Annotated in this window: 27 protein-coding genes; 15 read left to right on the plus strand and 12 right to left on the minus strand. The window is 41.0% G+C overall.

What is annotated here, in order from left to right; all coding sequences use genetic code 11:
- Positions 1-138: 138 nt before the first annotated feature.
- From galU to COD92_RS26640, 4 genes are all read right to left on the minus strand, one after another.
- Positions 139-1,044 (minus strand): UTP--glucose-1-phosphate uridylyltransferase GalU, encoded by a 906-nt coding sequence (gene galU, locus COD92_RS26625; RefSeq protein WP_098529039.1) that lies wholly within the window; start codon positions 1,042-1,044, stop codon positions 139-141.
- Between the two features lie 347 nt (positions 1,045-1,391).
- Positions 1,392-2,363, minus strand: coding sequence for a UDP-glucose 4-epimerase GalE (gene galE / locus COD92_RS26630; protein WP_098996664.1), 972 nt, complete (start codon positions 2,361-2,363; stop codon positions 1,392-1,394).
- Between the two features lie 317 nt (positions 2,364-2,680).
- The gene (locus tag COD92_RS26635) at positions 2,681-3,997 is read right to left on the minus strand and encodes an ammonium transporter (protein ID WP_098529035.1); all 1,317 of its coding nucleotides are present in this window, start codon (positions 3,995-3,997) and stop codon (positions 2,681-2,683) included.
- Positions 3,997-4,362: a P-II family nitrogen regulator gene (locus tag COD92_RS26640; protein ID WP_098529033.1), complete on the minus strand. Its 366-nt coding sequence runs from the start codon at positions 4,360-4,362 to the stop codon at positions 3,997-3,999. Before COD92_RS26640 ends, COD92_RS26635 begins: the two co-directional genes overlap by 1 nt.
- Positions 4,363-4,620: 258 nt before the next feature.
- Here COD92_RS26640 and COD92_RS26645 point away from each other — a divergent pair, with 258 nt between their 5' ends.
- From COD92_RS26645 to COD92_RS26660, 4 genes are all read left to right on the plus strand, one after another.
- A complete protein-coding gene (locus COD92_RS26645; RefSeq protein WP_098996665.1) occupies positions 4,621-4,926 on the plus strand; it encodes an EAL domain-containing protein in 306 nt (101 codons plus the stop codon).
- Between the two features lie 52 nt (positions 4,927-4,978).
- A complete protein-coding gene (locus tag COD92_RS26650; RefSeq protein ID WP_098529030.1) occupies positions 4,979-5,401 on the plus strand; it encodes a VanZ family protein in 423 nt (140 codons plus the stop codon).
- Positions 5,402-5,564: 163 nt separating this feature from the next.
- Complete coding sequence (locus tag COD92_RS26655; RefSeq protein ID WP_098996666.1) at positions 5,565-6,359, plus strand: N-acetylmuramoyl-L-alanine amidase; 795 nt, start codon at positions 5,565-5,567, stop codon at positions 6,357-6,359.
- 190 nt (positions 6,360-6,549) lie between these two features.
- A complete protein-coding gene (locus COD92_RS26660) occupies positions 6,550-7,851 on the plus strand; it encodes an NCS2 family permease (RefSeq protein ID WP_098529027.1) in 1,302 nt (433 codons plus the stop codon).
- 235 nt (positions 7,852-8,086) lie between these two features.
- On the opposite strand, the gene COD92_RS26665 is transcribed toward COD92_RS26660, so the two are convergent.
- Positions 8,087-9,352 (minus strand): MFS transporter, encoded by a 1,266-nt coding sequence (locus COD92_RS26665; RefSeq protein ID WP_098532731.1) that lies wholly within the window; start codon positions 9,350-9,352, stop codon positions 8,087-8,089.
- 501 nt (positions 9,353-9,853) lie between these two features.
- On the opposite strand from COD92_RS26665, the gene COD92_RS26670 reads away from it, so the two are divergent.
- Both COD92_RS26670 and COD92_RS26675 read left to right on the plus strand, forming a co-directional pair.
- Entirely contained in the window at positions 9,854-10,360 is a 507-nt protein-coding gene (locus tag COD92_RS26670; protein WP_098532729.1) for an Lrp/AsnC family transcriptional regulator, read from the plus strand.
- On the plus strand, positions 10,357-11,568 hold the full coding sequence (locus COD92_RS26675; protein ID WP_098532727.1) for an aminotransferase: 1,212 nt from the start codon (positions 10,357-10,359) through the stop codon (positions 11,566-11,568). Before COD92_RS26670 ends, COD92_RS26675 begins: the two co-directional genes overlap by 4 nt.
- 36 nt (positions 11,569-11,604) lie before the next feature.
- On the opposite strand, the gene COD92_RS26680 is transcribed toward COD92_RS26675, so the two are convergent.
- The 3 genes from COD92_RS26680 to COD92_RS26690 all read right to left on the minus strand — a co-directional run bounded on the left by COD92_RS26680 (position 11,605) and on the right by COD92_RS26690 (position 14,330).
- Entirely contained in the window at positions 11,605-12,060 is a 456-nt protein-coding gene (locus COD92_RS26680) for a GNAT family N-acetyltransferase (RefSeq protein WP_098532725.1), read from the minus strand.
- A gap of 45 nt (positions 12,061-12,105) precedes the next feature.
- Positions 12,106-13,119 (minus strand): UDP-glucose 4-epimerase GalE, encoded by a 1,014-nt coding sequence (galE, locus tag COD92_RS26685; protein WP_098996667.1) that lies wholly within the window; start codon positions 13,117-13,119, stop codon positions 12,106-12,108.
- Between the two features lie 194 nt (positions 13,120-13,313).
- The gene (locus COD92_RS26690; RefSeq protein WP_098532721.1) at positions 13,314-14,330 is read right to left on the minus strand and encodes a serine hydrolase domain-containing protein; all 1,017 of its coding nucleotides are present in this window, start codon (positions 14,328-14,330) and stop codon (positions 13,314-13,316) included.
- A 262-nt stretch (positions 14,331-14,592) separates the two neighbouring features.
- On the opposite strand from COD92_RS26690, the gene COD92_RS26695 reads away from it, so the two are divergent.
- From COD92_RS26695 to COD92_RS26705, 3 genes are all read left to right on the plus strand, one after another.
- Positions 14,593-15,063: a hypothetical protein gene (locus COD92_RS26695; RefSeq protein WP_098996668.1), complete on the plus strand. Its 471-nt coding sequence runs from the start codon at positions 14,593-14,595 to the stop codon at positions 15,061-15,063.
- On the plus strand, positions 15,063-15,578 hold the full coding sequence (locus tag COD92_RS26700) for a hypothetical protein (protein ID WP_098531395.1): 516 nt from the start codon (positions 15,063-15,065) through the stop codon (positions 15,576-15,578). Before COD92_RS26695 ends, COD92_RS26700 begins: the two co-directional genes overlap by 1 nt.
- 109 nt (positions 15,579-15,687) lie before the next feature.
- Positions 15,688-16,593 carry a DMT family transporter gene (locus COD92_RS26705; protein WP_098531394.1) on the plus strand — a complete coding sequence of 302 codons (906 nt, stop codon included), beginning with the start codon at positions 15,688-15,690 and terminating at the stop codon, positions 16,591-16,593.
- A gap of 108 nt (positions 16,594-16,701) precedes the next feature.
- On the opposite strand, the gene COD92_RS26710 is transcribed toward COD92_RS26705, so the two are convergent.
- Positions 16,702-19,704 carry an EAL domain-containing protein gene (locus COD92_RS26710; RefSeq protein WP_098996669.1) on the minus strand — a complete coding sequence of 1,001 codons (3,003 nt, stop codon included), beginning with the start codon at positions 19,702-19,704 and terminating at the stop codon, positions 16,702-16,704.
- 189 nt (positions 19,705-19,893) lie between these two features.
- A complete protein-coding gene (locus COD92_RS26715) occupies positions 19,894-20,052 on the minus strand; it encodes a spore germination protein (RefSeq protein WP_306418565.1) in 159 nt (52 codons plus the stop codon).
- Positions 20,053-20,344: 292 nt separating this feature from the next.
- Here COD92_RS26715 and COD92_RS26720 point away from each other — a divergent pair, with 292 nt between their 5' ends.
- Positions 20,345-22,474, plus strand: coding sequence for a SpoIID/LytB domain-containing protein (locus tag COD92_RS26720; protein ID WP_098996670.1), 2,130 nt, complete (start codon positions 20,345-20,347; stop codon positions 22,472-22,474).
- A 46-nt stretch (positions 22,475-22,520) separates the two neighbouring features.
- On the opposite strand, the gene COD92_RS26725 is transcribed toward COD92_RS26720, so the two are convergent.
- Positions 22,521-22,907 carry an FxsA family protein gene (locus COD92_RS26725; protein WP_098531391.1) on the minus strand — a complete coding sequence of 129 codons (387 nt, stop codon included), beginning with the start codon at positions 22,905-22,907 and terminating at the stop codon, positions 22,521-22,523.
- Between the two features lie 92 nt (positions 22,908-22,999).
- On the opposite strand from COD92_RS26725, the gene COD92_RS26730 reads away from it, so the two are divergent.
- From COD92_RS26730 to COD92_RS26745, 4 genes are all read left to right on the plus strand, one after another.
- Positions 23,000-23,284, plus strand: coding sequence for an HNH endonuclease (locus COD92_RS26730; protein ID WP_255286703.1), 285 nt, complete (start codon positions 23,000-23,002; stop codon positions 23,282-23,284).
- A 72-nt stretch (positions 23,285-23,356) separates the two neighbouring features.
- Positions 23,357-23,836 carry a glutathione peroxidase gene (locus tag COD92_RS26735; protein WP_098531389.1) on the plus strand — a complete coding sequence of 160 codons (480 nt, stop codon included), beginning with the start codon at positions 23,357-23,359 and terminating at the stop codon, positions 23,834-23,836.
- 10 nt (positions 23,837-23,846) lie between these two features.
- Positions 23,847-24,284: a MarR family winged helix-turn-helix transcriptional regulator gene (locus COD92_RS26740; protein WP_098531388.1), complete on the plus strand. Its 438-nt coding sequence runs from the start codon at positions 23,847-23,849 to the stop codon at positions 24,282-24,284.
- A 215-nt stretch (positions 24,285-24,499) separates the two neighbouring features.
- A complete protein-coding gene (locus COD92_RS26745) occupies positions 24,500-24,724 on the plus strand; it encodes a hypothetical protein (RefSeq protein ID WP_255286702.1) in 225 nt (74 codons plus the stop codon).
- Between the two features lie 187 nt (positions 24,725-24,911).
- On the opposite strand, the gene COD92_RS26750 is transcribed toward COD92_RS26745, so the two are convergent.
- Positions 24,912-25,076 carry an aspartyl-phosphate phosphatase Spo0E family protein gene (locus COD92_RS26750; protein ID WP_098531386.1) on the minus strand — a complete coding sequence of 55 codons (165 nt, stop codon included), beginning with the start codon at positions 25,074-25,076 and terminating at the stop codon, positions 24,912-24,914.
- A 357-nt stretch (positions 25,077-25,433) separates the two neighbouring features.
- Between COD92_RS26750 and COD92_RS26755 the strand changes: the two genes are divergently transcribed.
- The gene (locus COD92_RS26755; protein WP_098531385.1) at positions 25,434-25,916 is read left to right on the plus strand and encodes a DUF6376 family protein; all 483 of its coding nucleotides are present in this window, start codon (positions 25,434-25,436) and stop codon (positions 25,914-25,916) included.
- The last annotated feature ends 57 nt before the right edge of the window (positions 25,917-25,973 follow it).

Raw genomic sequence — 25,973 nt, forward strand, 5'->3', positions numbered from 1 at the left:
TCTCATTATTCATTCTATGAATAACCCTTAATTAGGTGTCTGCCCTTACAACCCAACTGCACATGGTGAAATATAAAAAAGCCGCGATTTACCGGAGGATATCCCCTAAATAAGCCGCAGCTTGGTGCCTGACACCATTTACACTTCCTGGATGTTGATTTTCGAATTATTTTCGTGTTCTTTGATGAGTTCTTTTAGGAATTGAATGAGGTCGTCTTGGAGTTCTTCTTGCTGCAAGGCGAACTCGACGGTCGTTTTGACGAAGCCGATTTTTTCACCGACATCGAACCGTTTTCCTTCAAAGTCATAAGCAAACACGCGTTGAATTTGGTTGAGTTTATGAATCGCATCGGTTAACTGGATCTCACCACCTGCACCTGCTTCCTGCTGATCAAGATACAAAAAGATCTCAGGAGTTAAGATATATCTCCCCATTATCGCAAGATTAGAAGGAGCTGTTCCCGGTGCTGGCTTTTCAACAAAATGTTTAACCTGATAACGTCTGCCTTCTTGCTCAAACGGGTCCACAATTCCATATCGGTGTGTCTCATCCTGTGGCACATGCTGAACCCCGATGATGGAGGAGAACGTAGCTTCATACTGATCGATCAGCTGCTTTAAACAAGGCGTATCACTTTGCACAATATCATCACCCAGCAGAACTGCAAATGGTTCATCGCCAATAAAGTTTCGCGCACACCATACGGCATGACCCAGCCCCTTAGGCTCCTTCTGACGAATATAGTGAATATCCGCAAGGTTGGAAGTATAGTTGACCTTACTTAATAAATCCCATTTTTCTTTTTCCATTAAATTTTTCTCAAGCTCAGGGGCAAAATCAAAGTGATCCTCAATCGCACGTTTCCCCTTACCTGTGACAATAATAATATCCTCAATCCCTGAAGCAATCGCTTCTTCAACTATATATTGAATCGTTGGCTTATCCACGATTGGCAGCATTTCCTTAGGCATTGCTTTAGTTGCTGGTAAAAAACGTGTCCCCAACCCAGCAGCCGGGATAATCGCTTTACGAACTTTTTTCATAGCTATCGCTCCTTCATTTTCAACATATGTATAATGTTAACAATACTTTTAGCTATTCTCCAAAAATTGATTGAATTAATTATATCATAAAATAGGGATCCAATACCCAATTCGGTCGACGGCCTCCCATTAGGCTTTATCCTTCCACAACTGTCTTATAAATCCTATCTAAGGAATCCTGAAACCCCTTAAAGATAATCGGTTCGCTGATAAATAATCCGCAAGTCTCCATAAGTGTAACCTAAACTACTACAGCCATCAATAACCAGAAATCTCTTAATACCAGAAACGGTAAATCTAAAAAAAGCAATGCACCGTTAAAAATAGGGCAATGCTTTTTCACTAAATTAATATAGTTGATTCTGATACCATTTCCAGGCATCGGCAATAATTTTCTCAAGATGACGCTCTGCTTTCCAGCCTAGCTCAGTAAAAATTTTATTAGAAGAAGCTACTAATCTAGCAGGATCCCCGGCACGGCGGTCCGCCATTTCTACATTCGCCTTAATCCCCGTAACCCGTTCGCAAGTCTCAATGACTTCTTTAACAGAATAGCCGAGACCGTTTCCTAAATTATACGTCTCAGCGGATTTCTCCCCTGATAATAAAGCTTCCAAGGCAAGAATATGAGCATGTGCTAAGTCGGTGACATGGATATAATCGCGGATGCATGTACCATCCTCTGTATCATAATCAGAGCCAAACACAGAAATTTTTTCCCGAGTCCCTAACAGCTGCTGAAGGATAATCGGAATTAAATGTGTTTCCGGGTCATGGCTTTCGCCAATAGCCGCAGATTGATGGGCACCTGCCGCATTAAAGTAACGCAGCACGACATAATTCAATCCATACGATTTTGAAAAATCAGCCAGCATTTGCTCAACCATTAACTTAGATTGTCCATAAGGATTAATAGGAGCAGTATTACTCTCTTCATCAATTAACTTTACATCAGGAATACCATATGTAGCAGCAGTGGAAGAAAAAATAAAGTTTTTCACTTTAAATTTAATCATAACTTTTAACAATGTTAAGGTAGAAGCCACATTATTTTCATAGTATTTCAATGGGTCAATAACAGATTCTCCGACCAAGCTATAAGCAGCAAAGTGCATAACGGCTTTAATAGGATAACTTCTGAACACCATTTGCAGGTCTTCCTCATTACCGAGGTCCCCTTTAACAAAAATGGCACGCTTATCAACCGCTTCACGATGGCCAGTTGATAGATTGTCCAGCACAACAACATCCTCTTTTTCTACTAATTCCTTTACGAGATGGCTACCAATGTAACCAGCTCCGCCAACGACGAGAATCATATTCATTTCCCCTTAGCTAGAATTAAAAACCTTTTCTATTATAACATTATTCAAAAAAAACAGCTCACATTGAGGTATTAACAATAATTACCTCCTAATAAGAAAAGCGCAAGCGCCTTGGTCAGCCCCGGCCAGCATAAGACACTCAGGGAAAGAAGGCGTACTTTGCCTTCATTCCCTGAGTGTCTGTAGACCATCGAGGGGCTNNGCTGGAGCTGGACGTCGACAATCCTTTTATTAACAGTTATCCACAAGCGAAAATATTATAATTTCCAAAACGACAAAAAAGGCCGGATTCCAGCGAATCCAGCCTTTTTTTAAAATGAATCCCCAGTTTTTACTTTAGTAGTAGAGGGCGGAGCCACCGTAATCCCCGTTGTCTCTTCAAAATTGAATAAGCTTGCCGGAATATCCGTAAACCGCTCCAACTCGTTATACGCTGGAATACCATGGTAGGACATATCTAAGCCCTCTTCTTCTTCTCGCTCCGTAGCGCGGAGGCCAACCGTCTTTTCGCATACCTTCGCCATAAACGTCCCGCCAATTAAACCCCAAGCCATTACAACAACCGCGCCTAATAGCTGAACAAGGATGAGTGAAACATGACCAGTTGTCAATAAACCGTCCGTTTTATCAAACAATCCAACCGCAATCGTTCCAAATATCCCGCCGAAACCATGAACAGCCACCGCGCCAACTGGATCATCTACCTTTAAATAATCAACAAAAAGCGTCGCATATATGACCAAAATGCCGCTAACCGCTCCAATTATAACCGAGGACCATTCCGAAACATACGCACACCCTGCCGTAATCGCAACCAATCCTGCTAACACACCATTAATCGTCATACTTGGGTCCGCTTTACCGAATTTTTTCATCGTTAAAAATAAGGCAGCTGTTCCTCCACTCGCTCCAGCAAGCATCGTATTAATCGCAACCGGTGCAAGCGCGGGACTCGATGCATCCAATGTACTGCCGGCATTAAAAGCAAACCAACCAAACCAAAGAATAAAGGCTCCTGCCGAAGCTAACGGGATGTTACTTGGCGCAAATACATTCACACTGCCATCCGAATTAAACCGGCCCTTCCTTGGCCCGAGCCATTTAGCCATCGCCAACGCTGCAAAGCCACCAACCGCATGGATCGCTGCTGATCCCGAAAAATCCTTCAACCCAAGCTTGGCTAACCAGCCGTCACTATTCCAGATCCAGTGGCCGGAAAGAGGATAAATCACAATACAGATGAGTGCTGCCGTCACCACATAAGCTTTGAAATTCATGCGTTCGGCCACTGCACCTGAAATAATCGATATGCTGGCAACCGCAAAACCCATTTGAAAAAGAACAAAGGCAGTACTAGGCAAATGAGCGGCAAGTTGGATTTTTTCAGGACTTCCAAACAAATTCGTTCCGATGAATCCAAAGGCATCCCTCCCGAACATAACGCCAAATCCAACCATCCAAAACGCCAAGGCTCCAATCGTTAGGTCAACGAAAATTTTCATCGTCACATTCACCGCATTTTTCGTCCGGACAAAACCGGCCTCCAGTAAGCTGAATCCACCCTCCATAAACAAGACCATTGCCGCTGCCAAAACAATCCAAACTGTATTGATATACGTCAGTACCATTATAGTCCCTCCTCCCGGTTTACTAAATCGTCAATATCATCATCAAATTTTCCTGTGCGAATGTTATAGGCTTCTAGAATTGGATAGACATATATTTTCCCATCGCCTTCTTCTCCTGTCTGCGCAGCCTTTACAACCGTCTGAATCGTAGATTCAACTAAATAATCGGAAAGAACAATTTCTAATTTCACTTTAGGGTGCAGCGTCACTTGATAATTTTTCCCGCGATACACACCTTTTGTATCCTTTTGTTTCCCTCGCCCGACTACTTGAGAAACCGTAAAACCTGTGATGCCGATACTCTTTAAACCCTTAATCGTCTCAGTGAGCCTTTCGGGCCTGATGATTGCCTCTATTTTTTTCATGGAAACACCTCCATGTTATATTTCCTAACATCAATATGATAAAATATATAACATTTCCATACTCAACGTCAATTAATATTTTTAACCAATTTTTATATTCTGAATTATTTTGAAAAGGGCATATTTGTAAAATTTAATAAAACTTAAGTTTTGTACAGCCTTTCCTACATAAGCGCCGGAATTCTCTTAATGTTTACTTTTTTTAATCAGCTGCTGGAAACTTCTTTGCTGTAAAAAGGGCTCCATCTTACAGTTTTATTGCTGCTTTTACAACAATTGATTACCGCCATTGAAAATAAGGCAATTTTTTCAAAACTAAAAGTACTGGCGGGCGTGGAAGGAAACTACCGCCAGGGGAAGGTGGTAAAGCCTGACAGTGAAATGTTTGATATGGGGCGGAATTTGAACTTTACGGTGATTACCGAAGGTGTGGAATCAACCGAACATGCGGCCTTTTTGCGGAAGAATAAATGCTTTGTCGGCCAGGGCTATTTATTTAGCAAGCCGCTTCCCGTCTCAGAATTGGAGAGTTTTTTGGTCAAGAAAGCAGTAAGAATATCCTGATTGTTTACATATCCTATTCAATGCCAAGAATAGAGAGGATATGGAGGGATTTATGAGGATATTACTTATTTTTCTATGGATGGTTATCATCTTTATTCTTACTTGTACCGCGGATTTCCATCAGTTTCTTACAACCGGGATTGTGCACTTTCATTGGAACGGGCATCCCGCATTTGTGGAGCTCTTAGCCCCTTTTCCTGTAGTGTTAAGCGGCGATTTCCTGCTGCAAAAAATAGGACATATGTGTGCCTTTTTCATTCTGACAATCTTACTACAAAAAGAATTTCACACGAATCGTCTGGTTTTACTGATTGCCTTTGTCTATGCTGCCCTAACTGAGATTCTTCAAATATATTTTTCACGGGATGGAAGATGGTTTGACGTCGGAGTGGACGGATCGGGAATCCTGCTCGCTCTAGGTTTGAACACCTTATCAAGGAGCCATTTCTTCAACAAAATTAAAAGCCAACTATGATGGTTGGCTTTTTGTGTGTATGCAAGGTTTACACACTTCCAATAATACCCAAATCCTACTACTCCAAAAATCCAAATCTGTAGTTATATAGCAAGTACACACACCGAGTGACAGCTTATCCCATATGATAATTTGAATGCACCTTTATAAAGGAGGAGATAAGATGAAGCTTTATTTGGATCCAGGTCATGGCGGTAATGACCCCGGGGCCCAAGGGAGTGGTTTAAACGAAAAAGACGTAACCTTAGATATTTCCCTTAAATTGCGGGCCATCTTACTCAATAACTATCAAGATATTGAAATAAAAATGAGCCGCACGACAGATATCACGAAAAGCTTGAGCGAAAGAACCAATGAGGCAAACAGCTGGGGCGCAGATTATTATCTGGCGATTCACATCAATGCCGGGGGAGGGGAGGGATACGAAGATTATATTTACAGCGGCCTTTCAGACACATCCACCTCAGCAAAATATCAGGATATCATTCATGCTGAAGTCATGAAATTAAATCAATTAAAAGACCGCGGCCAGAAAAAAGCCAACTTTCACGTCTTACGTGAATCTAACATGCCAGCACTTTTATCTGAAAACGGTTTCATCGATAATTCCCATGATGCTGCTTTAATGAAGCAATCTAGCTGGCGTCAAAACGTCGCCCAAGGCCATGCCAACGGGATCCTAAGCGCGTTTAATCTTAAAAGAAAACCGGCCGATCCTGGGACAAGCACCCTATACAAGGTCATTGCCGGATCGTTTCAAGCAAGAGAAAATGCCGATGAACGGGTAACCTACCTTTCTTCAAAAGGGATTGATTCATTTGTGACAACCGTCACGATTTCCGGTCAAATTTGGTACCGTGTACAAGCCGGGGCTTATGCTAACCGGACAAATGCGGAAGATCGTTTAGACGAGCTGAAGCGGGCAGGTATTACCGATGCGTTTATTATTGCCGAATAACTTTTTTGGAATAGTCCTTCATCACCATGATGAAGGGCTTTTCTTTTGCCAACTTTGAAATTTTTATGACAATAACCTTGCTTAACCTAAGTCAAAATAGGAAAAAATAAAGATTACCTATTGATAGTCGCAATAAAAACGAATATTATAGTACAGTTGCTAAAAATTGTTCGTATTTTGGAGGATTCTAATGTTTAGATTGAAAGAAAATCATACTAATACAAAAACAGAGCTGCTGGCTGGAATTACGACCTTTTTCACTATGGTCTATATCGTGGTCGTCAATCCTGTCATTCTAGCCGATGCTGGCGTACCATTTGAACAGGTATTTTCCGCCACCATCATCGCGGCCTTAGTCGGAACCCTATGGATGGGACTTTTCGCTAATTACCCCATTGCCATCGCACCGGGAATGGGGTTGAACGCCTACTTTGCTTATTCAGTCGTCGGCGGCCACCAGGGGATTAGCTATCAAACTGCCTTCGCCGCTGTGTTCGTAGCCGGAATTATCTTTGTCATCTTATCATTAACACCGTTTCGTGAAAAATTGATTGAGGCGATTCCAGAAAATTTAAAGCACGGAATTACGGCTGGAATTGGTTTATTTATCGCATTTATCGGCCTGCGTCAAACCAAAATTATTACCGCTCATCCTTCTAATTTAGTGGGTTTGGGTGACCTGCATTCTTCGTCAGCCCTTTTAGCAATAGTTGGGTTGGCTGTTACATTGATTTTGATGGTTCTTAGAGTCAACGGGGCATTGTTTTTCGGGATGATTGTTACCGGGGTGATTGCTTATTTTACAGGTCAGCTTTCCTTCGACAAAGGACTAATGTCGCTTCCATCTCTTCCGGAAGGGCTGATGATCGGAAATCCTATCACTGCCTTTGGAGATGTCATTCAACACAGTCTTTATGCCGTGGTCTTTTCGTTTATTCTTGTGACGATTTTTGATACAACGGGAACGATGATCGGGGTAGCCAATCAAGCAGGGTTAATGAAGGGCGACAAGCTGCCGCGTGCCAGACAGGCCCTCCTCTCTGATTCAATTGCAACAATGGTCGGGTCTATTTTTGGGACAAGCCCGACAACCGCTTTTATTGAATCGACCTCCGGTGTTGCGGCGGGCGGGCGGACTGGTTTAACCTCCGTTACAGTGGCGGTTTTATTTTTGGTGTCAGCTTTCTTCGGCCCGCTTGTTAGTGCCGTGTCGGGAATTGCTGCGATTACAGCGCCAGCGTTGATTATTGTCGGTAGTTTAATGATGGGCAGTATCGCCAAAATTAATTGGAATGAACTAGATGAAGCTTTCCCGGCCTTCCTTACGGTGTTAAGTATGCCGCTGACCTCCAGTATTTCAACTGGGATTGCGCTCGGATTTATCAGTTTTCCCATTTTAAAATTGGTGAAAGGGAAATGGCGCGAGATTCATCCATTACTTTATGTGTTTGCGGTATTGTTCTTTATTCAATTAGCATTCTTGCAGTTCTAATAAGAAAAGCGCAAGGCGCCCGTCTATCGGCGACAAGCACAAGACGAGCCGGCCGAAAGGTTGCTTTTTAACCTTTTGGACGGATTGACTCATCGAAGGGCTAGGCGCTGGAGCTGGACGTTGACAGTCCTTTTATTAACAGTTATCCACGAGCGATAATTTCCTAAACGAGAAGCGCCCTGGCCAGGAGCTGGAGCTAGACGTAAAAAAAAAGAGTCCGAATCCGGACTCTTTTTTATGCCGTTATTTCACTTGGCTGCTTTGCTTCCTGGCGTTCTTCTTTAACAAAAATTCCCCCGATTAGCCCGAGAAGCGAGAAAATAACTGGAATCATAAATCCATTATGATACCCAACACTTGCGGAAGATGTATGGAAATGGTCTAATACCTTCCCAAAAATACTTGGCAGGAGAACCGCACTTAAAAAGCCCCCTGTATTGGCGAAGCCCGAAACGACACCGACTTCCTTCATATCAAATGACTTTCTCACGATTGCAAACGTTAACGAGCTCGAACCATTCCCATAGCCAATCAGTAAAAAGATAATGACGAGCATATAGTATGGCGGTTTGCCGCTAAAAAATAAAACAAGCCAGCTGACAAACGCAATCACATGTACCACGATAAACGGACGCTTTATCGAATCGAGCCTGCTTGAGATCCAGCTTGTCAGCGGTGCGCCAACAAGCGCACCGATTAAACCAATCATCACAAGCTGACTTGATTGCGACCGTGTCATATCATACACATGCATTCCATAAGGAACCGCCCAAGAACCGATAAATCCCACGTAGGTCCCCACTAATCCAAAATGACAAAAGAAGGCAGCCCAGGCCTGACGGCTTGAAAAAATACGCCGCAGGACGACGATTGTTTTTTCGCGTGGTTTCTTTTGTTTCACCTTCACAGTATAATTTTTAAATAACTGCTTCGATTTTTTTTCGAGGACAAAGTATAGCAGCACGGCGCTTAAAACTAGAACGATCCCTGTTATAAAAAAGGGCGTGCGCCAGCCTGATAAAGAAATCCATGCTGAAAAAGGAACAGTTGCGAGCAGGAAACCAAAGCTTCCGGCCATTCCCGCGATTCCGAGTAAACCGACGAATTCTCTTACTTTAAACCACTGGCTTAAAATCAAGACGAGGTTGACCCAAATGGCGGCATCTCCTAATCCTGCCAATAATCTCGCCACAAGGAGGAAAAACGCATTCGGTGCGAGACTGTAAATTAAGGTACCAATCCCGTTCAGCAAGGCACCGATGATAAGGAAGAAATTCGGCCCAAACCGGTCAGATAGAATTCCAATTGGGATTTGAAAGCCGGCATAGGCTAAAAATTGTATGCTTGTCAGCAATCCAATCGTTGCCGCGGTTAAATTGAAGTCCTTCATTAATTGGTCAGAAATTAAGCCCGGTGCTGTCCGCTGACTGACGATTAAAAAATACGTAAACAAGACCGAGGCAAAAACGACCCATCTATATTTGCTAGTTTGTTTTTCCAAAGTTCACTACTCCTGTTGATAGAATCTATCTCCTATTATACTCCAATTTCTTAATTAGATTTTACTAATTTAACGTGAGGACGTTTTCATTTAAAAAATGATGAATTAGCCTCAGGGAAACTCTTTATTGAAGTCACTTTCCTCGTTTCTGCTTTCCACTCTTTCAGAAAAATTCAAAATTTTTTTCAACATCACGTGACAGACATCGCAAATAGGATTAAAATCATCAATAAGTGAGAAAAGCGGAAGCGCCTTGGTCAGCCCCGACATGCATAAGACGATCCGGCCGAAAGGTTGCTTTTTAACCTTTTGGACGGATTGGCTGTAGACCATCTAGGGGCTAGGCGCTGGAGCTAGACAATTCTTAAAGGTAAAAACTTTTATACTTTCTTATCTCATGAGAAAAGCGGAAGCGCCTTGACCAGGGAAAAAAGTAGTTCATTTTTTCTAGGGGCTGAAGCTGGCAATAATTAACGTTCAAAGAAATAGGAGGACATCCACATGCATCTTAGCAGTGAGGAAATTGAAATCTTAAAAATCATTGAAGAAAATAACAAATTACCTATAGAATCCATCGCCTTAATGGCCATGTGCAGCGAAGAAACCGTTAAAGCCACCATCGAAAAATTAGAACAATCACAAATTATCATCAGCTACCCAACCTTAATTGACTGGAGCAAAGTCGAGGGCCAAGAACACGTCGTGGCGATGATCGACGTGAAAGTAACACCAAAGCGCGGGGTCGGTTTTGATGAAGTAGCCCAACGAATCGCCCGATTCCCTGAGGTATCATCGCTTTACCTCATGTCCGGTGCCTACGACCTTTCCGTCACCGTCGAAGGAAAATCGATGATCCAAATTTCTCAATTTGTTTCAGAAAAATTATCAACAATTGAAAACGTCATCTCAACGACAACCCATTTCATGTTAAAAAAATACAAACATGATGGCGTTATTTTTAAAAGTGAAAATGATGATAAAGACCGCAGGATGGTGGTTACACCATGAGGCACGAGCATGATCACTATCTATCCCAAACAGCCAAAGAACTGCAGCCTTCCGGGATTAGAAAGTTTTTCGACCTTGCCGCAAGCATGGAAGGGGTTATTTCACTAGGTGTCGGTGAACCAGACTTCACCACCCCATGGAGCATTCGCGAAGCGACCATTTTATCACTCGAGGAAGGCTATACCTCTTACACAGCAAATGCAGGTCTACTCGAATTACGGGAAGAAATCACGAACTATTTAGTCACAAGGTTCGGCGTAGCATATAATCCTAAAAACCAAGTAATCGTAACGATTGGAGCTAGCCAGGGTATCGACCTTGCCTTTCGCGCTATTTTAAACCAAGGCGATGAGGTCTTAATTGTCGAACCTGCCTTTGTCTCCTACGGACCATTAGTGGCGATTGCCGGGGGGAAACCTGTTCCTGTTTCCACCTCTCCGGAAAACGGCTTTAAGGTAACACCGGAACAAATCGAAGCAGCGATTACCCCAAACACAAAAGCCATATTACTATGCTCGCCAAACAATCCGACTGGCAGTATGTTAACGAAAAATGAGCTGATTGAAATTGCCGACATTATCAAGAAGCACGACTTACTTGTGGTCTCAGATGAAATTTATGCCGAGCTTTCCTATGATGAAGAATTTTGTAGTGTTGCCTCGATCGAAGGCATGTATGAGCGGACAATTCTAATCAACGGTTTTTCCAAAGGGTTTGCGATGACGGGCTGGAGACTAGGTTTCCTCGCCGGACCCGTCGAGTTTGTGGAGGTAATGTTAAAAATCCACCAATATACCACCATGTGCGCACCGCATATGCTTCAACACGGCGCGATTGAGGCCCTACGCAATACGTACGATGAAGTGATCTCGATGAGGAACAGCTATCGCCGGAGACGGAATTATATGGTGCAGACCCTGAACAAGATGGGTCTCGATTGCCACAATCCCGGCGGCGCCTTTTATGTATTTCCATCGATTCGCTCAACCGGCTTAAGCTCTGAACAATTTGCAGAGGAACTGTTAATGCAGGAAAAAGTCGCCGTTGTACCGGGTCATGTTTTTGGCGAAAGCGGTGAAGGTTACATCCGCTGCAGTTATGCCGCTTCCATGGAACATCTCCAGGAAGCACTCAAACGAATTCAGCGTTTTATTGAGTCAAAAGGTGTATATGCAAAAGCAGAAGCAAAAAAAGTAGAGGTAGAATAAGCAAAAGCCCGATTCCAAAAGAATCGGGCTTTTTTCCTATAGTTCCAATGTCATAAAAACACTATTGGGGTCTTCCGTATAATCTGCAAACGGCTCACAAAATCGAAAGCCAAAATTAGCATACAATTTTCTGGCCGGCTCAAAAGCAGCCATTGATCCTGTTTCCAGACTTAAGTTCTGATAGCCGCGCTGCTTCGCTTCATCAATAATATGCTGAAGCATCCGTCTCGCAACACCCTTTCTCAAATGCTGCGACGACGTCCGCATCGATTTGACCTCACCATGCTGGTTATCCAATTCTTTCAGTGCGCCGCATCCAAGTAACTCCTTACCTTCCCATGCACTCCAAAAGGTAACCTCTGGTCTTCGCAGCTTTTCAAGACCTAGGGCGTGAATACTCTCAGGCGGTGAATTCAATGTCATACTATGTAGATGCTCTCTAATCAAATTTGCGACTTCAGGCCCCGTTAAATCATCTATTTTTATTAACATAAAACACCACCCTATCTTGGGTCCGGTCTCTCTCTCTTATCCCTATTAGTCTTCATACCCATTCGGATTATTTTTCTGCCATCTCCAAGAATCCTCACACATTTCCGCAATTCCCTTAGAAGCCGTCCAGCCAAGCTCTTTTTTTGCTTTGGATGCGTCAGCGTAACAAACAGCAACATCTCCTGGTCTGCGGTCAACTATCTTATAAGGTATATCGACGCCAGAAGCCTTTTCAAAAGCAGCGACAATCTCAAGCACACTATAGCCTGTACCCGTTCCAAGATTATAAGCCTCCACACCTGTTGCAGGAAGAATTTTTTCAAGCGCCTTTAAATGGCCAATAGCTAAATCGACGACATGAATATAATCGCGGACACCTGTCCCATCGACGGTTGGGTAATCACTGCCAAACACTTGTAATTGCTTTAACTTGCCGACTGCTACCTGAGTAATGAACGGCATTAAGTTGTTAGGAATTCCGTTCGGGTCTTCGCCGATCCGGCCGCTAACGTGAGCCCCAATCGGGTTGAAATAGCGTAATAACGCAATACTCCATTCTGGGTCAGACACATACAAGTCTCGTAAAATCTCTTCAATCATCAGCTTAGTCCGGCCATATGGGTTGGTTGCGCCCAGCGGAAAGTCCTCCGAAATCGGCACCCGCTCCGGCATTCCGTATACAGTTGCTGAGGAACTAAAGACCAGATTTTTGACACCATACTGCTTCATGACTTCACAGAGAATCAGTGTTCCAGTGATATTATTATGGTAATAGTGAAGTGGGATTGATACCGATTCACCCACCGCCTTTAAACCTGCAAAGTGAATGACCGCTTCAATTTGATTTTCGGCAAAGACCTTCTCAAGGCCAATCCGATCAAGCAAATCAACCTCATAAAAAGCAAAATCCTTACCTGAAAGCTCTTTTACTCTTTCTAAGGATTCCGGTTTACTGTTTGAATAGTTATCGACGATGATAATTTCATGTGCGGCATTTAACAGTTCTATACATGTATGGCTGCCGATATATCCAGCTCCGCCCGTTACTAACACTGCCATATGATCTCTCCTTTGTTTCGGCTTTCTAAAACTTTCTAATTATATATCCTCTTGCAATCTTAATCTATAATACCAAAAATTTTGTCAAATAAATACAATAACCAAAAAAATAGGGGCACCTATGCCCCATTAACTTAAATATTAAAACTATTTTTCCCGCTCCGGCAATTCATCAATCAATGCAGCTAATCGTTTTAGTGAATGATATTCTTTATATCGCTTGAAAGCTGATGAATATTGATGTTCTTATCACGAACATTCAGCAAAATCGCCATGATGGTATGATCCTTAAAAAATACATGCAGCGTTTCCCAGCCGCCAACTACGCCCCTGCTATAAACCTGATTGCCGTAAATGTAGACACCCTCTCCATACTTTGATCGGGATCCAGGTGTCAGCATTTCCTGTAAACTCCGTTTAGAAAGCAGCTTCCCGCTTAGTAATGCCTCATCAAACAAGCATAGATCAAGAGCCGTGGAATAGATATCCCCACAACCGAATAGCTTGGACAAATTCAGTATATTGACTGGCAGCGCATAATTCCCCGTCTTTATATAACCTTTCGAATTATAGGGCACTGGCCTGTTTTGCGTCATAAATCCGGAATGCTGCATAGAAGCTTTGTCTAAGATATTCTTTTGTATATAGCTATGTAATGATTCTCCTGATGCTTTTTCAACGACTAGTCCTAACACGAAATAATTGATATCATTGTAATCCCACTTCTTACCGGCAGGAAATTTAACGCTAATCCCTTTCAGCATATCTTTTGATTTTCCATGGAAGAATAGATTCTCTTCTATTCCCGACGTATGGTTTAATAAATGGATTAGTTTAATACGGCTGCCATTTGGGAAGTTAGGAATAAACGTTGATATGGAATCCTCCGTGCTCAGCTTTCCCTTTTCCTGAAGCTGCAAAATACAGGCTGCTACAATCACCTTAGTGACGGATCCAATGGGAAAAGTAGTAGAAGGCAGGTTCACTCTCCCAGTTGCTCGATTGGCTAAACCAATTCCCTCGTTAAAAATCACCTTATTTTTCTTCACTACAGCAATGCTCCCATTGACATGTTTGGAAAGCAGATAAGCTTGAATCTTTTCCTGAACTTTTTGGGTCTTGGCACCAGTATTCCTTACACCAATTTTTGAGCTCACGGAACAGCTTTGAGCGATTAAGAAAAGGGTTATGACAAGATATTTGAATTTCATGTGATCACATCTTCCCTTAAGTGTCCATGTGATTATTATGCATGAAAAGATGAATAAATAACAAAAATATGTGGAGAAGCCTTATCCTTAAAGAAAACGCTGGAATTCCAAAGAAACTAGAAACTAGCAAAGTAGAAGAAAACAAATAAAACAAGTGGCAGCTATCCTTTTAACGGAAAGCTGTCTTCTTTTATAATTTATGCAAATGATTATAAATTTGTGGGACATAATAAATGAAAATGTCGGATAAAGGGGAGGCAGCATGTCTTTTACCATTTATTCAACCATTAGTTTAATTGCCATCATTTATTGCACGGTTAGGCCCAAAATATTGAATACGCTAGAACTGACGATGATTTTCCTTGTAGTTATGTACTTAGACAGCAATGTCATGGATTTAGTCATGTTAAATCTAGACAGAATTGTTTTAGGAAAAACAAGTTCGGACCGCTTCACCTTTTACCTTTCGTTTATCGTGTTATATCCGTTAATTATTGCCTGCAGTTTAGACCATCTCAGGAAAGTTCAAGCGAAGCTGACAAAAGTTCTAATGATTCTCTTCGCTGTTTTTTCAATCGTCGGACTAGAAAGTGGCTTAAAGTATTTAAAAGTGCTCACCTATAAAAACTGGAACTGGTCGTTTGATTTAATTCAATGGCTCTGTATCTATATGATTACCTACTTCCTTCATTATCAGTTCCGCAAATTAGTCCTGAAGGAGTTGAATCACTAATGTTATTACTACCGGAAAAATTCGACCAAAATGAATGGTTTATTATCATTTCTTTTCTCCTTACTTATCTCATGATTTTAAAACTTCCTAAGAGATTTCCTTTAACGATTACATTGCTAATTCTTTTTTTTGGGATGGCATATGTTCAGGTGACTGACCACGTGTTAGCGGGGATCAGTTATAATTTGTATGATATCAATGACTATGGAAAATATGAGTGGTTTGATTGGATTGGCTGGTTCATTTACCCGCCGTTTGGGTATTTTTTTGTTTATTTCTTAGATAAGTGGGCCATTCGCGGTCTGCGAATATTTTGGTACATACTCGTCTGGTCATTCATTGCCATGATCGTAGAATGGATTAGTCTGAAATTTAATATGTTCAAATATTATAATTGGAATTTCTTCTACTCTTACCCCGTTTATTTACTCACCTTATGCATTTATCTATTGTTTTACCTATATATAAATAGTGCCTTTAAAAAATTAAAATCGTTACGGAAGCCGGTTAACTGACTAAACCAGCCTATAATTTGGTTACTTTTTGGTAAGACGTTGAGGTACAAAAAAAACACGAGTATAATAAGGAGTTGTTTGAACTAGTTAATCATTATAGGAGGAATAAATGAAACAGGAAGGTTCACGATCGATTGCCCTGCCGCTGACGATTTCGATTATTGCAATTTCGTTTTCGGCTATTTTTGTGAAGTGGTCAGACGCGCCGGCCTCTATTCTCAGTATGTACCGGATGTGGTTTGCTAGTATCTTAATGCTGCCAATCGTATGGAAAAAGCGTCATGAATTTAATAAAATCGTTAAAAAAGATTGGTATTTTCTATTTTTTTCCGGCCTCTTTTTGGCGTTTCACTTTGTTCTCTGGTTTGGTTCATTAAAATTAACGACGGTCGCAAGTTCCACTATTATTCTGGCATTGCAGCCGATTGTTTCTTTAGTTGGTGGATTCTTTTTATATAAGGAACGCACCACCCTGTCAGCCTTGCTGACAATGGGCATTGCCATCATTGGCGCGATGATGATTGGCTGGGGTGACTTTGGTCTGAGTAAAGGAGCAATCATGGGGGATGTTCTCTCCTTTTTTAGTGTGATCTCTGTTGTCGGTTACCTATTAATTGGTCAGACGACTGTGAAAAAGGTTTCTCATTGGCTATATAGCTTTTGCGTCTTTTTCTCCGCGGCGATTGTGCTTACTATTTATAATCTTTCAGCTGGAGTTGAGGTTATCGGCTACCCGGCAAAGGAATGGGGCATTTTTCTATTGCTCGCAACAGTTCCAACCGTCAGCCATGTCATTAATAACTGGCTATTAAACTATGTAAATGCGACTACGATTTCGATGAGTATCTTAGGAGAACCCGTTGGGGCTACGATATTAGCGTTTTTCTTGTTGCACGAACATCTAGCAGGCTGGCAAATCGTCGGCGGACTGCTCGTGCTGGCTGGGGTCTTTTTCTTTTTAACACAGAAGCAGCAATTGACTGTCCCGGAAGTGGTAAAGGAAGGAACATACTAAGAAAAGCGCTGGAGCTAGACAATTCTCAACGTTAAATACTTTTATACTTTCTCATAAAAAGGACGCTTAGGTGCGTCCTTTTTAGTATGTCTTTGATTTTTTGTTTTCTCACGAAAATAGTGCATGATTCTGGGGATGGATACCTTTTCCAATCTGCCATGCCAATGCTTCTGCTTTTTTCATGTCGGTGATATCCCTTGCCACACCGATTATATGCTTTACTTCTCCATCCTTATCCAATATAGGGGTCAATATGGTCTTAAATAACTTATAGCTCCCGTCCTTGACCGTCATGTTAAATTCAAGTTGGTACGGCTGCTTTCTCTCTGCTATCTCATTCATAATGGCTGGAAAATCAGCTTGATCTGCAGGCGCTAAATCAGGAACGAACGTCCTGCCCTCATAATAACTAGATGGAAGTCCGAGAATGGTGCTATGGGATGGGGAAGCATAGATGACCCTTCCGGTTGAATCAAAGATGGTAATCAAATCAGTCATATTTTCTGCCATTAACCGATACAATTCTCTGCTTTCGCGCAGTGCCTTTTCGGTTTCTTTTAATGGTGTGATGTCAATGCAAGAAACAATCACCTCGACTACCTTTCCATATCTTTTAATCGGACTTAACGCAGCCAAATAATGAACACCGTTGATTTCCGCTTCATAGGATAAATTCTCTTCTCCATCCCATGCTCTTTTGTAAATTTTAGCTTTCTCTATTGCGTGTTTCAACGGAATAATTTCATCTAATTGCTTACCTACTATTCTATCCTTTGTTATACCCATCTTATATAAAAGACTGCCCTCACACCACGTATGAATAAACCGGCCATCGATTTGTTTAAATTTCAACGTCAATCCCTGCTGACGGCTCAGTGTATCCTGCAATTCCTGTCTGGCAATACGGTATGATTCCTCTGCCCACATTTGTTGGTTGGCATCCTGTGAAATGCCGAACTCCACGACAAGCTGCTCAATCCTGCTCGATGCTTCAATCAACTCTTCAGCAGAATGAGGTTTACTAAAGAAAAAGCCTTGTCCCTCATCACAAAGATGCTGTTGTAAAAAGACTAATTGTTCCCTTGTTTCAATCCCCTCTGCCACCACTTTTAATTGGAGGTGGTGTGCCATCGAAATAATTGTTTTTACAATTGTGTCGTCATTCGTATTATTTAGTAGCTCCCTTACAAAGGACTGATCAATCTTTAAGGTATCAACTGGAAACTGTTTTAAATAATTCAATGAACTAAAGCCTGTTCCAAAATCATCAATACTGATGAGGACACCAAGCCGCTTTAATTCGTGCAGGGTGGAAATGGTATGTTCAATATCGATCGTCATACTTTCGGTGATTTCAAGCTCTAAATAGTGCGGCTCCAGCCCTGTTTCGTTTAGTACTTTTTCAACCGTGACAACAATACTACTATGTGAGAACTGACGTGCAGAGAGATTAACTGAGACGACCATTGGTGGCAGCCCCAATTCCTGCCAGTGCTTATTCTGTTTACACGCTTGCCTTAACACCCATTCTCCAATGGAAATAATTAAGCCTGATTCCTCTGCAATCGGAATAAACTTTACCGGAGAAACCATCCCCCACTGAGAGTGGTTCCAACGAAGTAATGCTTCAGCACCGATCATTTTTCCTGTTTTCAAATTAACCTTTGGCTGATATTGAAGAAATAATTCATTTTGTTTAATGGCTTTATGAAGGTCCAATTCCATTGTTAACGGATCAAAACCCCCTTCATACTTGATGCAGGAATAAAAACGATACGTCTTCTTCCCAGCCTTTTTTGCTTGGTACATCGCAAAATCTGCATACTTAATCAGTGTTTCGACCGTTTCCCCATCCTCCTGGGATAAACTGATACCGATGCTCGGAGAAGTAAAAACTTCCGTCGTATTCAACATGAATGGTGTGGACAAGGCTTCGAGGATTTGATTAGCCACAGCATCCGCACGCTCCCGGTCCGCATCTTTTAAAATGACGATAAACTCATCTCCGCCCTGTCTAAAGATTAAATCATTTTCTGAAAGGGCTTCCCTTAAACGTTCCGCAACTTTTTTCAAAAGCAGGTCACCCATGGAATGACCTAATGTATCATTGACAATCTTGAATCGGTCAAGATCGATGAATAATATGGCTATACTTTTAATCATAATCGTCCCGTTTGCTAGGAGTGACTCTAACATATTTCGATTAGGAAGCCCAGTCAAATAATCATGGTAGGCCAAATGCTCGAACATTTCCTGATTTTTAATAAACTCTGTAATATCTTTCGCAACCCCATAGACACCCACGGTTTTCCCATCCACGATAATAGGGATAATGGTTACATTAAGACTAAGAATTTCCCCATGTTTGCACTTCAGGCGGGTCACAATATTTTGCTTACTTGCGGCACCTTCACCACTTGATAAATGAAACAGCCTCAGAGTTTCATCCAAGTCCTCTTCGTATACAAGTTCCGTAAAGTTTTTACCTAACAGCTCTTGAGGACTATAACCGGATAATGTCTCACAAGCTTTGTTAGCGCTTGTAAATCTCCCCTCTAAATCTAGCGAATAAACAGCGTCCGAATGGTAATCAAAAAGTGATTTATAACGCTGTTCACTCATTTTGATTTGCCCTTGAAGATTCTTCTTCTCGGTGATATCACTTCCTACAGTCATCAGAGCAGGCTGTCCATTAAACATGATATTTGTCCCAACTGAATCTACAAAAATGGTTCTTCCATTTAACGTATTAAATCGATACTCACGGATAGCGACATTCTCATGTTTAGACAATCTTGTGAGGTTATTAATTAACTCTACAAGGTCTTCATCATGAATAAATTCAAAGATACTTTTTCCGAGCAGGTCCTGCTCATTGGCAGCACCAAACAGCTTCATGGCGGCATGGTTGGCAAACACAATATGATTTTCTTGAAAAACAAGAATCGCCTTTGGAGATACCTCTACTAAACTACGGTAGCGGTGCTCACTTTCGATTAATTCCCGCTCTGTTTGTTTCCGCTTGGTTACATCTCGGACAGACACCGTTATATATTTACCTACTATAATCAAAAAAAGGATGATGAGTGTAAAAACAAAGATGACTTCCAAGATGCTCCCCCCAAAAACTTCTATCTATTAATAGATATTATATCTAACTATTTTCCTATAATGATACTTATTGTTAATATAGCAAGAATCAGGTCTATTCACATTGTCAAATTATTTCCATGGTATTTTAACTTGTTAAACATAGAAATAGAGGCTGTCATGGAATCATGACAGCCTCTGCCTGTTAAGTTAAGCATCCTGAAAGATTGGCTGGTCAATGACATCGCAATCAGGAGCATTTGTTGCACTACATCCGTTTATCGTAATAATTTTCACACCCGTATTCGAAGATCCTGAGCCGAACGCTGTTTTCGAAGCACTTTTCGGAGAAACGAACAGTGCCCCCAAATTGCACGATCCCTCCGCTTACGGTATCAATCTTGACTGGGGGATTAAATGACATGGTTAAACATCCTTTACAGTTGGATTTCTTATCTTAATTTATGTCAGACTGCTCTTTTGTGTGTTCATTGTTGTTTTATACTCTGTTGACTGGAGCGGAAATCAACAACCAAATTTCACAGCAAAAAAAGAATACCACTTGTCAATTCATTTTCCTATAATCTTCCATTGTAAACTATTATTCTAATAAAGTATGATTTTTTAAGTGAATATATTATTTATAAGCGGAGGAGAATAATTGAATAGAATAGTAGTAAGTTTTCTTTCCTTTTTCTTACTATTTAATCTTTTTATTTCAGGTGCATCGGCAGACACGATTGAACCAAAATTGCAGGTTAAATTGGTCAATTATATAGGAAACCAAACACAATTAACCATTAAGCCTACGGGGGATTATCTTATCCAAGGGTCAAATCTCCGTTTAACAAATGGGACTTCTTATGTGGTCAAATATGATAATAATAGAATCATATTATTAGAAGGTTCAACCACACTTATTCAAGGTGATTCCGTAAACCTAATCCCTTCATTAGAAACAAACTACTTAACCATTAACAATCGTCCCTATTTAGGTTCATTTCGGTTTATCCCTGAGAATTCAAAATATGTTCGGCCCATTAATGAGGTTTTTATAGAAGATTATTTAAAGGGTGTTGTACCTTTTGAAATGATGGCAGGCTGGAATAAAGAAGCATTAAAATCTCAGGCAGTCGCTGCTAGAACCTATGCGCTATCTTATTTAAATAGAGTGATGGATGACACGATCAATTATCAAGTTTACGGAGGCTACGCCTGGCACCCTAACAGCACCGCAGCTGTAGATGAAACGAAAGGTGAAGTTTTAAAATCAAATGGCCGCTTGATTAGTGCCGTTTTCTCTGCAAGTAATGGAGGGAAAACAGAGTCAAATGCAAATGTATGGGGAACATCGCCTGTTTCTTATTTGACAATCAAAACAGACGAATTTGATGCCAAAACAGCATGGAAGTTTTCTGTAAAAACACAGCAAATCGATCCAACTATTCCTTCATGGACTCAAATGAAAGAATTTGATACCACAATTACTACCTCAATTAAATCCTGGATGCTTACACACGGTTATGCGGGGAAAGAAATTAAGATAACCGCCATCCCTATTTTGTCTTTAAATACACCTACCTCTGGTGATCGTGTATCAAAAGGAGATATTACGATTGAGTTTTTCACCAAAGATAAACTAGACCAAAATGGTAAATTTATACCACAAAAAATCGAGTACAAAAACATATCCGCTACTCAAATACGCGCAATGGTTGGCATTCGCGCCATGTTGAGTTACTTAGTGACAAATATTACTCAAACATCCGACAACATCACGGTTTCCGGACTTGGTGATGGCCATGGTGTGGGTTTAAGTCAATGGGGTGCGAAAAATCGTGCTGATGCAGGTCAAAATTATAACGAAATCCTTGCGTTCTATTATGATGGCACAACTATAACAAAAGAATACACAGAACAACCTCAATCGATCGTACAACCTTCACCGGAACCGATCGATCAAGCAGAAGTTCCAACGACTGCACCTATCGTAATCCAAACTCCGCCAGCGGACACAACGGCTCCGCAAATAAGTGCTGTGAGTGTCAATGTCGATAATGCAAAAAGTAAGGCTGCAATTTCTTTTAAAACGAATGAAAAGGCGAAAATTTCCGTTTATATCAAAGATAGCACAGGAAAAATTCTAACCTATTTATCCCAAGATGCTTTAACTGAACCTGGAACATTTAACAAAGAGTACAATACCTCTACTCTAGCAAATGGTAAATATTATGCAGGCATCATTGCGATTGATGGCTCGAATAATCGAGCATCAACGTTGCCATCATTTGAAGTCAAGAAAATCGTCCCAGTAAAAGATACAGCAGCTCCAAAAATCAGCAGCGTAAAAACAAGTGTTAATAACACAACTAATAAAGCTTCACTCACTTTTAACACCAATGAGACCTCGAAATTAACTGTATATATCAAAGACAGTAAAGGAAAAATCCTTACGTATTTGAAAAAGGATGCCTTAACGAAGGCTGGCGCGGTTAAGCTGGATTACAGCACCAATTCCTATGCAAACGGAAAATATACAGTAGCGATCCTAACGGTGGATACAAGCAATAACAAATCTTCTGCCACAGCTGCTTTTGAAGTCAAAAAGGTGAAAACAGGGAAAGTATTGGTTTCATTATTGCACGTACGTACCTCCGCTTCGTCTAAAGCAAAAATAATCGGGACAATAAAGAAAAACCAAACCGTTACCATTCTTTCCGCAAGCCGTGGCTGGTATCGAATCAGCTATGGTAAATTAACAGGCTATGTTCCTCAAACAGCTGTAAGATAACAAAAAAGGTTGTATCCCTACTCTATATAGGGGATACAACCTTTTTTTATTTAATAATTTTCCGATTACTCCTGTTGATCCTCTTTTTAAAAAAGTAACTAATTAAATACTTAAATAACTTCCTTGTTGGCGGAAAAAGCATCAGAAAGCCAACGATATCGGTAATAAATCCTGGAGTTAATAAAAAAGTCGCTCCTATTAAAATGCAGACGCCATCTAAAAGTGCATCCCCAGGAAGCTGGCCGCGGCTCAACTGTTCTTGAACCTTCCGAATCGTTTGCAGTCCTTCCCTTTTCGCTAAATAGGCGCCAATAACTCCTGTCAAAATAATAAGCAATATCGTAGGCCATACACCGATGGTTTTACCGGATAATAGCAAAAATCCTATATCAGCTGCTGGTATGATGATGATTAACAAAAATAAATACCGCATGAAATGCTCCTTCCTCTTATCCTCTTCCAAGCTAGAATCCCATTACACCTTCTTGTACATAATAGTACCAAATTAACTGGAGGGACAAAACTTTGGGGACTTGTGAACTTTGCGGACGGCAACAGGTAGACACGACGGTTCATCACCTGCTTCCGAAAGAAATGGGCGGAACATTCGGGGCCACCGCCAACCTTTGCATGCCCTGTCATAAGCAAATCCACGCTCTATACACCAATGAGGAAATCGCCGCCCGGCTGACAACTTTACCCGAACTGAGAGCGGATGAAAAGCTTGCCAGCTTTATTAAGTGGATTCGTAAACAGCCTCCCACCAAACTCATGAAAATTAAAAAATCTAAAGAACGAAGACAAAAATAATTGCTAAAAGCTAATAAATCGGTTACGATTAAATCGTACACGATTTATTTTTTTACTTTGGGAGGGAAAAACATGACAACCGTTTATGATTTTAATGTAAAAATGCCTAACGGCGAAATGAAGTCATTGAAAGAATATGAGGGAAAACCGTTAATCATTGTCAATACAGCCAGCAAGTGTGGCTTTACACCACAATTTAAAGGCCTTCAGGCACTAAATGAAAAGTACAAAGACCAGGGCCTTGAGATTTTAGGATTCCCCTGCGATCAATTCAACAACCAAGAATTTGCTGATATCGACGAAACCACTCAATTTTGCCAGGTGAACTATGGTGTAACCTTTCCGATGTTTGCCAAGGTTGATGTAAACGGTGAAAAAGCAGATCCGTTATTTACTTTTTTGAAGGATCAGAAGAAAGGACTCCTCTCAAGAAATATTAAATGGAATTTCACGAAGTTTCTAGTCGATGCCAATGGTCAGGTCGTCGAACGTTACGCCCCAACTGTCGATCCAAGCAGAATGGAGCAGGATATCAAAAAATTATTTTCTTAAAGGTGATCATTTGAAGGACTTCTTCACGTTAAAAAATCAACTATGTTTTGCCATCTATGAAACAGCTAGTGAATTTACAAAACTGTATTCGACCGTACTTCAACCATTCGGATTAACCTATCCGCAGTACTTAGTCCTCTTGGCTTTATGGGAAAAAGATGGGGTAACGGTGAAAGGCTTAGGTGAAAGATTAAATCTCGGGACCGGCACCTTAACGCCGATGATTGCAAGAATGGAGGGGAACGGCTGGCTCCGTAAGGAACGTTCCTCCGAGGATGAAAGAAGGGTTTTTATATTTTTAGAAAAGAAGGCCTATGAACAAAAGCCAGCAATCACCCAAAAGGTCGGCGAAAAAATTGAAGCCTGTAACATTGAGATAAACGAGTATGAGCAGCTGATGGAACATTTAAATAAGTTACACCACAAGCTGCAGCAGCAAAAATCTTAATTAGAAAAGCGGAGGCGCCATGACCAGGGCGACAGGCATAAGACGAGCCCCTAGGCGCTGGAGCTAGACAATTTTCAAAGTTGAATTTAATACTTTTTTATTTACGATCTGGGCTGGTGCCCGCCCATTCACTGGACATCTATAATGCATACATTACAGCTAGTAAGTAGCTATTCTTGCCACTTAAACATATAGAAAAAAGGAGATGTATGCGCATGTTTGGAGGACACGGCGGGTATCATGGAGGCCACTATGGCGGCTATCCTGGAGGATACCATCACCATCATCATGGATACTATCACGGGGGTTATCCAGGTTATGGATATGGCGGCTTCGGTTCACCTTTTTTAGGCGGCTTTCTCGGTGGGTTAACAGCCGGTGCCTTAACGGGAGGATACCCTGCACCTTATCCGTATTATAGCGGTTATCCATATTATTAAAAAATGAAGAAGATCGGTGAGGCTTATTCAATATGGCAAGCTGATCTTTACTTTATTGGTAAATGTGAAAAAACAGGCAGAGGGTAAAGCCCTCTGCCATTTTAGTAAATTCTTTTACTAGAAAATTACGATTCACCTTCTCTGCAATCTCTTGATGTTGGGAAAAAAACTTCATGTATGTAAATACTTATGCTGTTAGTTCTTCTATTAAACCCATTTGGAGGTTAATTAATCTATCAAGTCTTTCACTAAGTCTTACCGTTTCGGCTGAGGTAAAGCCTTTGGAAAGCCCTACTGTTATCATTTTTAATCGTAGATTTTCAATTTGTAAGAATAGATCTTCATTCGTCATGATCGATAACCCCTTATATTAAAAAATCCCTGTGAAATAAGTTTACTAGTTGTAAGCGTATTCAAGGAACTTGTTTTCATCATCAAATATCGACACTTTTTATGTTGAATATGTTGAGAATTGGCAAGAAAAGTCCTCAGTCCCTGATTATGCTATAAATCTTAACGAAGTACCTCAGAATTTGGCGGAACTTGGGAAAATTTTTATTCTATGAATTTGATTGCTAGAGTTGGTAAAGTTGATATTATTCCTTGGTGCTTGATGTCACATGAATATTATGGTCAGAGCAGAATACATACATAAGAAGAAGAGGGCTTTTTTGAATGTGATCACAAACTGTAAACGGAGGTCTTAGCTATGAAAAAATGGTTGACTGGTTTGTCTGTTGGTCTCTTATTTCTTCTCAGTGGCTGTTCTTTCTTCAACCTTTCGTACGACACGCTTGACTATGCAAGAGATGCCTCTAATTATCTAGACAAGGTGACCCAATTTGCCGCTGACACCCCCTCACTGGTTAAAAGGGCTGTCAACAATCAACAAGCAGCAGATGAATTAAAAAGGGAACTCCAGCAAATGAAACAGGAGATAACAAAGTTTAATAATCTGGATGCCCCAGAAACGGTTAGGGAGTTTCATCAACAGCTAATCGCACAAAATAACCGCTTAGTTTCCCAAATTGACCTATATCTAGCGCAGCTTAAAAACGGCCTGCTCGATCCCTCCTTCCTCAAAAACAACCAACTACTCCAACCCGTTCAAGAAATTACCAACATCGTCCAACAAATCAAAAAACTCAACAACCAAGTAAACGAAACGCTCAGTGTCTCACAAGGTGCCTGACACCAATATTACCGTTATGACAATGTTTATGGTTAGTTTTCTGTTATTCCTGATATT

This window comes from Bacillus sp. AFS037270 (genome assembly GCF_002585305.1).

What these genes read in the sequence shown, in the direction of transcription:
- COD92_RS26680 (WP_098532725.1), bottom strand. Translation starts at nt 12,060, where the DNA reads ATGTTAATAAAAATAGATGATTTAACGGGGCCTGAAGTCGCAAATTTG.
- COD92_RS26670 (WP_098532729.1), top strand. Translation starts at nt 9,854, where the DNA reads ATGCATCTTAGCAGTGAGGAAATTGAAATCTTAAAAATCATTGAAGAA.
- galU (WP_098529039.1), bottom strand. Translation starts at nt 1,044, where the DNA reads ATGAAAAAAGTTCGTAAAGCGATTATCCCGGCTGCTGGGTTGGGGACA.
- COD92_RS26650 (WP_098529030.1), top strand. Translation starts at nt 4,979, where the DNA reads ATGAGGATATTACTTATTTTTCTATGGATGGTTATCATCTTTATTCTT.
- COD92_RS26755 (WP_098531385.1), top strand. Translation starts at nt 25,434, where the DNA reads ATGAAAAAATGGTTGACTGGTTTGTCTGTTGGTCTCTTATTTCTTCTC.
- COD92_RS26655 (WP_098996666.1), top strand. Translation starts at nt 5,565, where the DNA reads ATGAAGCTTTATTTGGATCCAGGTCATGGCGGTAATGACCCCGGGGCC.
- COD92_RS26725 (WP_098531391.1), bottom strand. Translation starts at nt 22,907, where the DNA reads ATGCGGTATTTATTTTTGTTAATCATCATCATACCAGCAGCTGATATA.
- COD92_RS26735 (WP_098531389.1), top strand. Translation starts at nt 23,357, where the DNA reads ATGACAACCGTTTATGATTTTAATGTAAAAATGCCTAACGGCGAAATG.
- COD92_RS26690 (WP_098532721.1), bottom strand. Translation starts at nt 14,330, where the DNA reads ATGAAATTCAAATATCTTGTCATAACCCTTTTCTTAATCGCTCAAAGC.
- COD92_RS26695 (WP_098996668.1), top strand. Translation starts at nt 14,593, where the DNA reads ATGTCTTTTACCATTTATTCAACCATTAGTTTAATTGCCATCATTTAT.
- galE (WP_098996664.1), bottom strand. Translation starts at nt 2,363, where the DNA reads ATGATTCTCGTCGTTGGCGGAGCTGGTTACATTGGTAGCCATCTCGTA.
- COD92_RS26700 (WP_098531395.1), top strand. Translation starts at nt 15,063, where the DNA reads ATGTTATTACTACCGGAAAAATTCGACCAAAATGAATGGTTTATTATC.
- COD92_RS26750 (WP_098531386.1), bottom strand. Translation starts at nt 25,076, where the DNA reads ATGACGAATGAAGATCTATTCTTACAAATTGAAAATCTACGATTAAAA.
- COD92_RS26635 (WP_098529035.1), bottom strand. Translation starts at nt 3,997, where the DNA reads ATGGTACTGACGTATATCAATACAGTTTGGATTGTTTTGGCAGCGGCA.
- COD92_RS26660 (WP_098529027.1), top strand. Translation starts at nt 6,550, where the DNA reads ATGTTTAGATTGAAAGAAAATCATACTAATACAAAAACAGAGCTGCTG.
- COD92_RS26675 (WP_098532727.1), top strand. Translation starts at nt 10,357, where the DNA reads ATGAGGCACGAGCATGATCACTATCTATCCCAAACAGCCAAAGAACTG.
- galE (WP_098996667.1), bottom strand. Translation starts at nt 13,119, where the DNA reads ATGGCAGTGTTAGTAACGGGCGGAGCTGGATATATCGGCAGCCATACA.
- COD92_RS26705 (WP_098531394.1), top strand. Translation starts at nt 15,688, where the DNA reads ATGAAACAGGAAGGTTCACGATCGATTGCCCTGCCGCTGACGATTTCG.
- COD92_RS26745 (WP_255286702.1), top strand. Translation starts at nt 24,500, where the DNA reads ATGTTTGGAGGACACGGCGGGTATCATGGAGGCCACTATGGCGGCTAT.
- COD92_RS26640 (WP_098529033.1), bottom strand. Translation starts at nt 4,362, where the DNA reads ATGAAAAAAATAGAGGCAATCATCAGGCCCGAAAGGCTCACTGAGACG.